A 12334-nucleotide genomic window follows, 5' to 3' on the forward strand; every position below is an offset into this window, starting at 1 on the left:
CAGCCTCGCTAGGTTCGGGTCATGCGACGATGAAGGGACGCTCGCCAGCGAGCCATGTGGTGCGGGCGGGCTCGGATAGGAGAACGGCGGGAGACGCCGTCCGGAGGTCGGTATCGACCAGCGTGAGATCGGCGATGGCGCCGACCTCGAGCCGGCCGTCGCCAGAGGCGGAACGGGTAATGCCAGCGGCACCTACGGTGTACGCGGCAAGTGCCTGTTCCCGGGTCAAGAGCTCGTCAGGCATCCATGCCCCGGATGGGTCACCGATCTCATTGCGGGTCATCGCGACTGCGACGCCGGCTAGCGGGTCGCCTGTGCTGATGGGGTAGTCGCTGGAGAACGCGACGGGGGCGCCGGTCGCGAGCAACGAGCGCACGGGATACTGCGCGAGATCGCGACCGTCGGCCAGTCGTCCCAGCGTGAGCCGGACGATCGTGTCGTCGAGCTTCGCCCAGTACGGCTGCATGACCGCGGTCGTCCCGGTTCTCGCGAACCGGACGCGGTCGCGCTCGGCGASCAGTTGAGCGTGGGCGATGGCCGCGCCGTGCTTGGTTCCACCGGGAACGGCCTCGATCGCATCAAGCGCGGAGGACACTGCGGCGTCACCGATCGCGTGTATATGGATGCCAAAGCCGACAGCGTCGAACGCCTGCACAGCGGAGGCGAGTTCTTCCGAAGGCCAGTTCGGCAGCCCGCAGCAGGACGACCCCGTGTATGGCTCATGCACGGCGGCAGTCCCGCCTTCGATGATGCCGTCGGCGAAGAACTTCACCGTTGTGGCCGTTAGTCGTGCCGAGTCGGGCAAGGACGCGAGCCTGGCGCGGATGCGGGCGAACTCCGCAAGCTGGTCACGCCAGCGTGACGGTTCGGCGCGCAGCGCGATGTCCAGTCGCAGGGGCAGCCCCTTCTCCGCGGCCACGACGTACGCATCGACGTCGACGGGGTCTACCCATGCGTCGAGGGCGGAGGTGATGCCCCATCGGGCGAGGTCGGACAGTCCAGCGAGCAGTTGCTCGGCACGTTCGGAGACCGCAGACGCAGGGAACGAAGCCCGGAGAGCCTGGAACGCGCCCCACTCCCGCAACGTTCCGGTCGGCGTGCCGTCGCCGAAGCGTTCTATCACGCCGTCTATCGGGTCTGGGGTCTGTGCCTCGATGCCGGCCTGTCGCAGGGCCGCCGAGTTGGCCCAGTACGTATGGATGTCATTCGAACGCAACGCGACCGGGCGGTCCCTCACCACCGCGTCCAGCTCGGCAGCATAGAACCGACCACCGTCGGCGATTGACAGTTCGAAGCCCTCGCCGATCAGATAGCCCTGCGCGGGGTGAGCCGCAGCGTACGCACCGACCCGGTCGACGACTTCTGAGACCGAGCGGCAGCCGCGCACGCTCAAACCCGCTGCCTCGGAACCCGCGATAAGAGGATGTGCGTGCGCGTCCACCAGCCCCGGAAGCAGAGTGCGCCCTGTCGCATCGATTTCCTCAATGTCCGACGGGACGACAGCGCACCACGGAGCGGACTTGGTTTCGATCCGCCCGGCAGCGACGACCACGTCGGCAAGGTCGAAGCGATCTCCGTCGAAGATGATCGCATTGCGGAAGACAACCGTCTCGATGATCTCGCTCCTTCGCGAAGTGACTAATCCTGATAGGTATTCCTAATGTGATTAGGAATCACTAGTTTCATTAGGATGGGCCTCCTAGGCGGTTCTGTCAAGAGGCGTTCTGTCCGATACCGGTAAGGGGGACGAGATGGCACGGACCACGCGCGCGCACCTCACCGAAGAGGTCATCGTCGAGATGAGCATGCAGCTCATCGCCGAGGAACGCTCAGGGGATTTCACGCTCAACGCGCTTGCGAAGCGGCTTGGGGTGAGCGCCCCGTCGCTCTACAGCCACGTGCCGAGCAAGCAGTACATCATCGAGCGGGTCCGTTCCAAGGTCGTCGCCAGCATCGACTGCTCCTCGTTCGCGACGAAAAGCTGGGATCTGGCACTCGCCGACTGGGCCCGCTCCTATGCAGCCGCGTTCGCGCGGCATCCCGAGACGATTCCCCTGCTCGCCACCAACCCGGTGCAGAGCCCCGATCTCATCCGGCAATACGAGACGGTCGCCGGGGCGCTGCTCACAGCGGGATGGCCCGCCAGCGAGGTGATGGCGGTCATAACCTCGGTGGAGAGCCTCGTCCTCGGCTCCGTACTCGACCTGGTTGCACCGGTCGAAATGGTGCGCCCGGACATCGGCGGCTACCCGGTGCTGGAACGCATCCTGCAGGAAGCGCCTGCGCCAAAAACTCGCGCACTCGAAGCATTCAATCTGGGGCTCGAAGCCCTGATCACCGGGCTTCGCCAGTGGCGGGCCCGGTAGTCGGTGCATCCGATTCCCAGCGTCGATCGGTCACCGACCGATCACCGATGAGGAGACACGCCCTAGCGCTCGGCGTCGCGTCGCTCCTCCAGATCGCGCTGCTCGGCCATGGCCTCGTGCCGCGCGGCGTCCCTCGCCTGCGGCGACCGTCGCGCGTAGTCGGGACGGTCCGGCTGCTCCTGCTGATCCGAGAACTCCCCTCCTTCGCGTCCACCGAAAGGGCGGCCGTGGTCGGCGAACTCCTCGCGCATGAACACGAGCCGCCACGGCCCGAGGGTGAAGCGCGCCCCGGTGCGCAGGACCTCGACGGCCCTGCGTTCTTCTTCGGCCGACTTCTCGACGTTCGCGCTCGTCTCCCCCGGCCCGCGCATCTCCAGCGCGTACTCGTCGTGGGAATCGTGCCGGATCACGGCGTGCACCGGATCCGTGTCCGGCAGACGCAGGCCGGCGTCCGCGGCCGAGCCGATCGTGACGACGTCCTCGTCCGGGATGTCGAACACGAACCTGCTCGTCGCAGAGGCGACGAGCAGCCGGGGCCGCCCGGCCCCCCAGTCCGCGTGAGTCGTGGTCTCGGTCGTACCGGTCTGCTCTTCCGCCTCATTCATGGCGCCGCTCCTTTCGTGGGTCCCGCCGGGTGCGGTCTCATCCGCCGCGTGCCGTCGCCGGTCAGAGATGGCGCCCCCCGGTGACGGGGATGATTCCACCGGAAACGTAGGAAGCGTCCTCGGACGCGAGGAAGACGTACGCGCCCGCGAGTTCTGCCGGCTGGCCGGCGCGCCCGAGCGGGGTGTCATCCCCGAACGTCGGCAGCTTCYCCGGCCAGTCCGTCGCAGGGATGAGGGGCGTCCAGATGGGACCGGGGGCGACGCCGTTGACGCGGATGCCGTGCGGGCCCTGCTGTTCGGCGAGCATCTGCACGAAAGCGACCAGGGCCGCCTTCGTGAGCGCGTAGTCGAAGAGCCCCGGCGACGGGTCGTATCCCTGGATGGAGGTGGTCGCGATGATCGAGGATCCCGGGTGAAGATGCGGCAGCGCGGCCTGCGCGAGCCAGAAGGGCGCGTAGAGGTTGGTGTGCATCACCTTGTCGAACTCCTCCGTGGGGATCTCGTCGACCTCGCCCCTGCTGCGCTGGTATCCGGCGTTCAGCACGAGGATGTCGAGACCGTCGAGGCTCTCCGCCGCGTCCGCGACCAGATCCGCGCACTGCTGCTCATCCGTCAGATCCCCGGGGAGCAGCGTCGCCTGCCGCCCGGCGCTGCGGATCCACTCCGCGGTCTCCTCGGCATCCGGCTGCTCCTCGGGCAGATAACTGAGCGCTACATCCGCCCCCTCGCGCGCGAAGGCGATCGCGACGGCCCGGCCGATGCCGGAGTCGCCACCGGTGATCAGCGCGTGGCGGCCGGGGAGACGGCCGGAACCTCGATAGCTCTCCTCACCGTGGTCCGGACGCGGTTCCGTCTCATCCAGCAGCCCTGGCTGATCGTTGTTCGGGTCCGGAGGATCGGGCAGCGGAGGGTACTTGGTGCGTGGGTCGGTCATTCGGTAGCTCATGCCCGGCACGGTAGACAGGACGCACCGGATCGACGAGGGGCTTGACGTTCGCGCATGGTTTGTCTACGGGTCCGGCTTCGGCGGACAGACGCGCCTGATAGCCCTCCGTCGCCCAGGCTGTCAAGAGCCGTGACGCCGGGCAATGAAGGGCTCATCCTCGTCGGTGAACGATGGGAGTGAGATGTCGATGATGACTCCGACCCGCTTCGAGATGCGCCGGCTCACCGAGAGCGAATGGCTGATCCTGGACGACGGTTTCGACCCCACGGACGCGAGGCACACGGTCGCGTGCGTGAGCCGCGTCTCCGCCGATGAGGTCGAGGTCGTCTGGCTGCGACCGGTCGCCGAGAGACGGCACTACCCCACGGTCGCCGATGTCCTGGACGTCGTCCGGAGCGCGGCCTCCCGTGCGAGTCTCGCGGGAGGCACGGCGTGAAGAGAGATCCCCTTGCCATCTGGAAGCCCCCGCCGTCAAGCCCCTGTGCAGCGGCGGCCGTCGCTGCCTACGGTGGGTCAGCGGTCGCACCTGCGGCACGTGGAAGGAGTCCGTCATGAACATCCTCTTCGTCATCATCATCATCGTGGCCATCATCCTGGCCATCACGGGTGGTCTCGTGCAGTCCCTGAACTTCCTGCTCTGGGTGGGTCTGGTACTGCTCGTCCTCGCCGTGATCGCCTGGCTGCTCCGGTCTGTCACGGGTCGCCGGGCGCCCTGACGACCGCAGGTCGCTGATCAGGGGGAGCCGGCGTCGTCGGCTCCCCCTGCCTCACGTGCTCCCTCACGTGCTCCCCCACGTGCGGGCAGGATGGAACCATGAGCATCCCCGTCGACGACGTGAAGGTTCCCGACCGCGTGAGGGCGCTGGCCGGATCCGCCGCCCTCACTCCCGTGTGGGAGAACGGGATCGGCGGGCTCACCTTCCGCACCGACGACGGGCGATACCTCAAATGGGGCCCGCGGCACCTCGAGGCGTCGATGCGCGCCGAGGCGGAGCGGATGCGCTGGGCGAGCGCCTGGACCCTCGTGCCGCACGTCCTGGACCAGGGTGAGGACCGCACGCACGAATGGCTCGTGACGTCGTCGATCCCCGGACGCAGCGCCGTGGATCCGTACTGGATCGCCCGGCCCGAGCTGGCCGTGCGCGCCGTCGGATCGGCGCTGCGACAGCTGCACGACGCGCTCCCGGCCGGCGAATGCCCGTGGAGCTGGAGCGTCGAGGACCGGATCGTGAACGCCGCGGAGCGCGGGATCGTCGTGCCGGAGCGCCTGCACGCCGCGCCGCCGGTCGACCGACTCGTCGTCTGCCACGGCGACGCGTGCGTGCCGAACACCCTGCTCGACGATGCCGGTCACGGCATCGCGCACGTCGACCTCGCCGCGCTCGGAACCGCCGACCGCTGGGCCGACATCGCGGTCGCCTCGATGAGCACCGAGTGGAACTACGGTCCCGGATACGAAGACCTCCTCATCGAGGCGTACGGCCTGGATCCGGATCGCGAACGTCTCGCCTACTACCGCGCCCTCTGGGACGCGAGCTGACGCGTCACGGGGCGCTGCCCCCGTGGCTCCCCACTTTGAGTCGTCCCCGTGGCTCCCCACTTTCCGCGTCGTCCCCGTGGCTCCCCACTTTCCGCGTCGTCCCCGTCAGCGGACCCCATAGCGTGCGCTCCTGGGGACGACTCCCCTGTGGTGCTCCCCCATTTCCGCGTCGTCCCCGTGGCTCCCCACTCCGCGTCGTCCCCGTCAGCGGACCCCATGACGTGCGCTCCTGGGGACGACTCCCCTGTGGTGTTCCCCCATTTCCGCGTCGTCCCCGTCAGCGGACGCTATGGCATGCGCTCCTAGGGACGACTCGGAAGTGGGGCGGTCCCGCCGGGGCGGACCTGGGCGCGGGTTGCGTGGCTCTGGCGGGAACCCCGGACGGCGAGGATCCTGAGAGGACGCACCGGCGACGGGAGGTGACCATGAGCGGATCCGCACAGCGCATGCCGGCGCGCTCGGCGCATGCCAGCGCACTGCTCGTGATCGTGCTGGCGGGCGGCGCGCTCACGGCCTGCGCACCGACCGCGCCGACCGTGACGGGCGCTCCGACCCGGCCCGTCGCCTCCTCGACCCCGACGCCCTCGGCTCCCTCGTCTCCCTCATCTCCCTCGGCGCCGACCACGCCCTCCGTCCTGGCGACCGGGCTCGTGGCGCCCTGGTCGGTCGTGCCGATCGGATCCGGGGCGCTCATCTCGCAGCGGGGTGACGGGCGCGTCATGGAGTGGACCCCGACCGCGGGCGTGCACGATGTCGGCGTGGTTCCCGATGTGGTCTCGGGCGGCGAAGCGGGTCTGAACGGGATCGCGATCCACGATGTCGGCGGAACGCGGTGGCTCTACGCCTATCACGCGACCTCAGCCGACAACCGCGTGGTGCGGCTGCGACTCACCGGCGATCCGGGCGCGCTGCGGTTCGATCCCGCGACGGCGGAGGTCGTTTTCGCCGGCATCCCCCGGGCTGCGAACCACGACGGCGGGCGGATCGCGTTCGGCCCGGACGGGATGCTCTACGTCGGGACCGGCGACGCCGGGCAGCGCGATCGCGCCCGCGACCCCGACTATCTCGGCGGCAAGATCCTGCGGCTCACGTCCGAGGGCCGGGCCGCGCCGGGCAATCCGTTCGGAACCGCGGTCTACAGTCTCGGGCACCGCAACGTGCAAGGGCTGGCATGGGACAGTGCGGGCACGCTGTGGGCGAGCGAGTTCGGGCAGGACACCTGGGACGAGCTGAACCGCATCCAGCCCGGCGGGGACTACGGCTGGCCCCATCACGAGGGCCGCGCCGGTGCAGCCGATGCGATCGATCCGGTCGTGACCTGGCGTCCGTCGGAAGCCAGTCCGAGCGGCATCGCGATCGTCGACGACGTCGTCTACGTCGCTGGCCTGCGTGGCGAGCGGCTCTGGACGCTCGACACGACGACGCCGGATCCGCAGCCGCAGGCCGCGTACGCCGGCGAGTTCGGCCGGTTGCGCGACGTCGTGGCCGCCCCGAACGGCGCACTCTGGGCGCTCACGAACAACACCGACGGCCGCGGCTCACCGCGGGACGGAGACGACCGCCTACTGCAGCTCCCGCCGCGGACCTGAGCCGGCGATCTTCCGAGTCGTCCCTCTGAGCGCGGTCTATAGGTCGCGCTCAGGGGGACGACTCGACAGTGGGGGCGTCAGGCCGGGGTTTCGCCCGTGTCCGCGAAAACCGCCTTGGCGCGAGCCGCCGCGGCCATCGCGCGGGGCCACCCCACGTAGAACGCGAGGTGCGTGATCGCCTCCACCAGCTCCGTCTCGGTGACACCATTGTCTCGGGCGAAGACGAGGTGGAAGTCGAGCTGCTCCACCGCGCCGAGCGTCACCAGGGCGGATACCGTGACCAGGCTGCGATCGCGCTTGGTGAACGCCTCGCGCTCCCACACCTCGTCGAACAGCACCGCGTCGGTGTAGTGCGCGAGCGCGGGGGCGATGTCGCCCACGGAGCGCTGCCCGCCGGTCCAGCCGGTCACGCGTCCGCCCGCCCCTCGTACTGCGCGTCGGTCACGTGCTCCATCCACACCGTCGAGGTGGCGGGATCGTCGCCGGACTCGAACATGGCCAGGTGCTCCATGAAGCACCCGGGTGCCGACGCGTGCCAATGGTCCTCGCCCGGCGGCGTGTAGACCGTCTGGCCGGCGTGCACCTCGATGATGCTGCCGTCGCGGCTGCCGAACCGCGCGACGCCGCTGGTCACGCGCAGGTACTGACCGCGGGCGTGCGAGTGCCAGGCCGTGCGGGCTCCGGGCGCGAAGCGCACCAGGGCGACGTTCATGCGCTGATCCGCCTCATGCGGAGCGGCGATGCGGTCCAGCCACACGTCGCCGTGGAACTGCTCCGGCGGGTTCTTGACCGTCGGAGCGGCCGGTTCGATGTTCATGCGTACTCTCTCCTTCGCTTCTTTCTTTCTCTCCGAGTCGTCCCCCGGAGCGCACCCCCTGGCGTGCGCTGACGGGGACGACCCGGATCCACGCATATCCACCCGAGACCCACCCCGAATCCACGCCCCGGGACGAACTGGATCCGGGGGGTCAGTCCGTCGTGAGCAGCACCTTGGTGGCGCGGCGCTMGTCCATCGCGCGGTAGCCCTCGGCGGCATCCTCGATCGAGAGCGTGAGGTCGAAAACGGCACCGGGATCGATGCGCCGCTGGAAGATCAGCTCGACGAGCTCCGGCAGGAAACGGCGCACCGGCGCCGGGCCGCCGTGCAGGTGCACGCTCGAGAAGAACACCTCCGCGCCGTCCAGCGCGACGTCGTGGGACACGCCTACGAACCCGACGTGCCCTCCGGCGCGCGTGGCGCGGATCGCCTGCTCCATCGACTCCTGGGTGCCGACGGCCTCGATCGTGGAATGCGCTCCGAGACCGCCCGTGAGCTCCTTGATCCGGGCGACGCCCTCCTCGCCGCGCTCTTCGACGACGTCGGAGGCCCCGAAGCCGCGGGCGAGGGCCTGCCGGTCGGCGTGGCGGGACATCACGATGACGCGCTCCGCGCCGAGCTGCTTCGCGGCGAGCACGCCGAGGAGGCCCACGGCGCCGTCGCCCACGACCGCGACCGTCTTGCCGGGACCGGCCTCGGCGGCGACCGCCGCGAACCAGCCGGTGCCCAGCACGTCGGATGCGGCGAGCAGCGACGGGACGAGGTCTGCGGGCGGCTCCCCCGGCATTGCCACGAGCGTCCCGTCGGCGAGGGGGATCCGCGCATACTGCGCCTGGGTGCCGATCGAGCCCATCATCACCTGATGCACGCAGCGGGACTGATAGCCCGCCGCGCAGATCTCGCAGGTGTTGTCGCTCGCGACGAAGGATCCGACGACGTGATCCCCTGGCCGGATCCGGGTCACCTCCCCGCCGACGGACTCGACCACGCCGATGTACTCGTGGCCCATCCGCTGYCCACCGGCGCGGATCGCCTCCGCGCCGCGGTAGGGCCACAGGTCGGATCCGCAGACGCAGGTGGCGGTGACGCGGATGATCGCGTCGGTCGGCTCGAGGATGACGGGCATCTCGAGTTCTTCGGTCCGGACATCGCCCGGGGCGTGCATGACGACTCCACGCATGGTGGTCCTCCTCAATTGGTGGTGGTGATGACGGCAGGGACTCCTTGGCGCCCCAGGGGACGGATGGAGGCGGCGAGCGCCGCCGAGAGCAACAGCACCGCGGCGCTGGTCAGGAACGTGACGACATGGCCGGCGTGGTCGTAGAGCACGCCGCCGACGGTGGATCCGAGCGCGATCGACAGCTGGATCACCGCCACTTGGAGCCCGCCACCGGCCTCCGCGTCGTCGGACATGGTCCGCGCGACCCAACTGCCCCAGCCCACGGGCGCCGAGGTGCCCAGCATGCCCCACAGCGCCAGCAGCACGGCGACAGGCGCGAGCCAGGATCCGAGCAGGACGAGAGCTGAGGCGATGACGGCCATGAGCACCGGAATCGCCACGAGCGCGATGTGCAGCCCGCGCCGGAGCACTCGGTCGATCAGGACGGTACCGAGCAGCCCCCCGACCCCGACCAGGAGCAGGACGACGGAAACGGTGGTCGCGTCAAGGTGCGTGACGCGCTCCAGGAACGGTCGCACATAGGTGAACAGAAGGAACTGCCCGGCGAAGAAGGTCCCGCATGCGGCCATTCCCCGTGCGACGGTGCGCGACCGGAGCGCACCGAACACGTGCGTGGCGGATCTCCGCAGGGCCGGCATGGACGGCAGGCTGATCCACTGCCAGACCAGGGCGAGCGCCGACACCGGAACCAGGCACCAGAACGCGCCCTGCCAGCCGACGGTGGCCCCGAGGATGCTCCCGATCGGGGCGGCGACGACGGCCGCGAGAGCGTTCCCGCCGTTGAAGATCGCGAGCGCCCTTGGCACATGATGATCCGGCACGAGCCGCATCGCCGCCGAGATCGACATCGACCAGAAGCCGCCGATCACCACGCCGATCAGCGCCCGGCCGATCATGTAGACCGGATAGGAGGGCGCCACGGCGATGAGCGCACTCGAGACCGACATCACCGCCGTGAGCAGGAGCAGCAGCGTCTTGCGATTCATCGTTCCCGCAAGGCGCGAGATCGACAGGCTGGTCACGACGGCGAACAGGCCGGAGATCGCGATCCCCTGCCCGGCCGCGCCCTCGGTGACGTGCAGCCCGGCCGCGATCGGGGTGAGCAGGCTCACGGGCATGAACTCCGCCGCGATGAGCGCGAAGACGCACAGGGTCATTGCGAGCACGCCGCTCCAGTTCGCGGCCTCGGGCGTGCGTTTCGGCGTGGTCATGGCTTCCACTGTCCTCCGCTGCGCACGGGCCCGGGAGTCCCTGATGAGGGGTGTACCGGCAGGGACTCCCTCCGGCGCCGGGTTCGGCATACTCTGCTGTGCATGGACAACCGGGCCGAGGTGCGTGAGTTCCTGATGACACGCCGCGCCCGCCTCTCCCCTGAGCTCGCGGGGCTGCCCGCGGGCCCGAACCGCCGTGTGGAGGGTCTGCGCCGCAGCGAGGTCGCCGCGCTCGCCGGGGTGAGTGTGGAGTACTACGCGAAGCTCGAGCGCGGCGCGATCGCCGGGGCCTCCTCGGCGGTGCTCGACGCGCTCGCCACCGCGCTGCAGCTCGATGACGCCGAGCGCACGCATCTGCTCGACCTCGCCCGCGCCGCCGACGGCATCCCCACCAGCGGTCGGGCCCGCCGGCGTGGCAGCGGACGTCCGGGTGCGCTGCGTCCAAGCCTGCAGTGGGCGCTGTCGTCGATCACCGACGGCGTGGCGTTCGTCCGCGACCCGAGGCAGAACCTGCTCGCGACCAACACCCTGGGTCGGGCCTTCTACTCGCCCGTGATCGGCGACGGCGGACGCGCCCCGAACCTCGCCCGCTTCCAATTCCTGGATCCGGTCGCCCGCGACTTCTACCCCGAGTGGGATCTGATGGCGCGCATGTGCGTCGGCGTCATGCGGGCCGAGGCGGGGCGGGACCCGCACGACACCGCGCTGCAGGAGCTGGTGGGCGAGCTGTCCACGCGCAGCGACGTGTTCCGCCGGCTGTGGGCCGCGCATGACGTGCGCACCCACGGCGCGGGCACCAAGCGCTTCCACCATCCGGTCGTGGGCGAGATGACCCTCGCCTACGAGGAGTTGGCCCTCACCGCCGAGCCCGGCAACGTGCTCCTCGTCTACACCGCTGAACCGGGTTCGCCATCGGCAGAGCGTCTCAGTCTGCTCGCCTCCTGGGCCGCCTCGCACGAACAGGATCCGGCCCCCTCCCACGAACCGGATCCGGCGACCTCGGCCCCCTCCGAAGCCTGAGCCCCCTGGCTCCCGGATCCCCCACCTTTCGAGTCGTCCCCGCCAGCGCACCCTCTAGCGTGCGCTCACAGGGACGCCCCCCGGTTCTGCCTCCCCACCTTCGAGTCGTCCCCGCCAGCGGAGCCTCTGGCGTGCGCTGGTGGGGACGACTCGAAGGTGGGGAGGGTGTCACCGGGGAGGCGGAAGCGGGACGGGCCGGACCCCCGGGGGGGCAGGCTCACACGCGGCAGAGGAGCTCGCCGTGGAGGAGCGAGAGCCAGCCGTCTTCGCTGGCCGCCCACTCCCGCCAGCCGTCGCTGACGCGCTGCAGGTCGTCGGGGGTCGCCGCTCCCGAATCCAGGAGCTGGGGCGCGATCGCGGAGTCGAGGATCCGATCCGCCCACATGCCGCCCCACCAGGCGCGGTCCCCGGCGTTCGCGTAGCACCAGGTGCTCGAGGTGGCCACGACGTCGGTGAGCCCTGCAGCGTGGGCCCACGACAGCAGCACGCGTCCCGCGTCGGGCTCTCCGCCGTTCGCCCGAGCCGCGGTGCCGTACAGGTCGAGCCACGTGTCGAGCGCCGGCAACGCGGGCCACCACCGGAATCCGCCGTAGTCGCTGTCGCGGACGGCGACGATCCCGCCCGGTTTCGTGACCCTGGCCAGCTCGCGCAGCGCCTGCACCGGATCCGCGACGTGCTGCAGCACCTGGTGCGCGTGGGTGACGTCGAAGCTGTCGTCCGGAAAGTCCAGGGCGTGCACGTCGGCGACGCGGAACTCGATGTTCGTCACACCGCGTTCCGCGGCGGTGGTGCGGCTGAGCTGCAGCTCCTCGGCACCGACCTCGGTGGCGACGACCTCGGCGACCAGTCCCGCAAGATCCGCGGTGATCGTGCCGGGCCCCGCGCCGACGTCGAGCAGGCGATCCGTCGGGCGCAGATGCGGCAGCAGGTGCGCCGCCGAGTTCTCCGCCGTGCGCCAGCGGTGCGATCGCAGCACCGAATCGTGGTGTCCATGTGTGTAGGCGGCCATCGGGTCTCCTCCGCTTCAGGGGTCGTTCGTCCCAGCGTTCCGTTTCGGCGC

At 70.0% G+C, this 12334-nt stretch carries 14 protein-coding genes; 6 read left to right on the forward strand and 8 right to left on the reverse strand.

Annotated elements, in window-relative coordinates:
- Positions 1-19: 19 nt before the first annotated feature.
- Positions 20-1552 carry an amidohydrolase gene (locus AC1DG4_RS07455; protein ID WP_477421158.1) on the reverse strand — a complete coding sequence of 511 codons (1533 nt, stop codon included), beginning with the start codon at positions 1550-1552 and terminating at the stop codon, positions 20-22.
- 199 nt (positions 1553-1751) lie between these two features.
- On the opposite strand from AC1DG4_RS07455, the gene AC1DG4_RS07460 reads away from it, so the two are divergent.
- Complete coding sequence (locus AC1DG4_RS07460) at positions 1752-2366, forward strand: TetR/AcrR family transcriptional regulator (protein ID WP_477375724.1); 615 nt, start codon at positions 1752-1754, stop codon at positions 2364-2366.
- A gap of 62 nt (positions 2367-2428) precedes the next feature.
- On the opposite strand, the gene AC1DG4_RS07465 is transcribed toward AC1DG4_RS07460, so the two are convergent.
- Together AC1DG4_RS07465 and AC1DG4_RS07470 are read right to left on the reverse strand one after the other, a co-directional pair.
- Positions 2429-2971: an FHA domain-containing protein gene (locus AC1DG4_RS07465; protein ID WP_477375722.1), complete on the reverse strand. Its 543-nt coding sequence runs from the start codon at positions 2969-2971 to the stop codon at positions 2429-2431.
- Between the two features lie 61 nt (positions 2972-3032).
- Entirely contained in the window at positions 3033-3917 is an 885-nt protein-coding gene (locus tag AC1DG4_RS07470; protein WP_477421159.1) for an SDR family oxidoreductase, read from the reverse strand.
- Between the two features lie 190 nt (positions 3918-4107).
- Here AC1DG4_RS07470 and AC1DG4_RS07475 point away from each other — a divergent pair, with 190 nt between their 5' ends.
- From AC1DG4_RS07475 to AC1DG4_RS07490, 4 genes are all read left to right on the forward strand, one after another.
- Positions 4108-4353 carry a hypothetical protein gene (locus tag AC1DG4_RS07475; RefSeq protein ID WP_477420174.1) on the forward strand — a complete coding sequence of 82 codons (246 nt, stop codon included), beginning with the start codon at positions 4108-4110 and terminating at the stop codon, positions 4351-4353.
- Between the two features lie 115 nt (positions 4354-4468).
- Positions 4469-4633, forward strand: a complete 165-nt coding sequence (locus AC1DG4_RS07480) for a hypothetical protein (RefSeq protein ID WP_181158297.1) — start codon at positions 4469-4471, stop codon at positions 4631-4633.
- Between the two features lie 98 nt (positions 4634-4731).
- On the forward strand, positions 4732-5457 hold the full coding sequence (locus tag AC1DG4_RS07485; RefSeq protein WP_477375716.1) for a phosphotransferase: 726 nt from the start codon (positions 4732-4734) through the stop codon (positions 5455-5457).
- Positions 5458-5882: 425 nt separating this feature from the next.
- Complete coding sequence (locus AC1DG4_RS07490) at positions 5883-7046, forward strand: PQQ-dependent sugar dehydrogenase (RefSeq protein ID WP_477375714.1); 1164 nt, start codon at positions 5883-5885, stop codon at positions 7044-7046.
- A gap of 77 nt (positions 7047-7123) precedes the next feature.
- On the opposite strand, the gene AC1DG4_RS07495 is transcribed toward AC1DG4_RS07490, so the two are convergent.
- From AC1DG4_RS07495 to AC1DG4_RS07510, 4 genes are all read right to left on the reverse strand, one after another.
- The gene (locus AC1DG4_RS07495; RefSeq protein WP_477375712.1) at positions 7124-7456 is read right to left on the reverse strand and encodes a carboxymuconolactone decarboxylase family protein; all 333 of its coding nucleotides are present in this window, start codon (positions 7454-7456) and stop codon (positions 7124-7126) included.
- Positions 7453-7863 (reverse strand): (R)-mandelonitrile lyase, encoded by a 411-nt coding sequence (locus AC1DG4_RS07500; RefSeq protein ID WP_477375710.1) that lies wholly within the window; start codon positions 7861-7863, stop codon positions 7453-7455. The genes AC1DG4_RS07495 and AC1DG4_RS07500 overlap by 4 nt, the downstream gene beginning before the upstream one ends.
- A gap of 151 nt (positions 7864-8014) precedes the next feature.
- Positions 8015-9043, reverse strand: a complete 1029-nt coding sequence (locus AC1DG4_RS07505; RefSeq protein ID WP_477421160.1) for a zinc-dependent alcohol dehydrogenase family protein — start codon at positions 9041-9043, stop codon at positions 8015-8017.
- A gap of 11 nt (positions 9044-9054) precedes the next feature.
- On the reverse strand, positions 9055-10254 hold the full coding sequence (locus tag AC1DG4_RS07510) for an MFS transporter (protein ID WP_477375706.1): 1200 nt from the start codon (positions 10252-10254) through the stop codon (positions 9055-9057).
- Positions 10255-10356: 102 nt separating this feature from the next.
- On the opposite strand from AC1DG4_RS07510, the gene AC1DG4_RS07515 reads away from it, so the two are divergent.
- Positions 10357-11274: a helix-turn-helix transcriptional regulator gene (locus AC1DG4_RS07515; RefSeq protein ID WP_477375704.1), complete on the forward strand. Its 918-nt coding sequence runs from the start codon at positions 10357-10359 to the stop codon at positions 11272-11274.
- A 217-nt stretch (positions 11275-11491) separates the two neighbouring features.
- Here AC1DG4_RS07515 and AC1DG4_RS07520 read toward each other — a convergent pair whose 3' ends face one another.
- On the reverse strand, positions 11492-12283 hold the full coding sequence (locus AC1DG4_RS07520; protein ID WP_477375702.1) for a class I SAM-dependent methyltransferase: 792 nt from the start codon (positions 12281-12283) through the stop codon (positions 11492-11494).
- Positions 12284-12334 lie beyond the last annotated feature (51 nt).

The organism is Microbacterium sp. 05N427 (assembly GCF_056397105.1).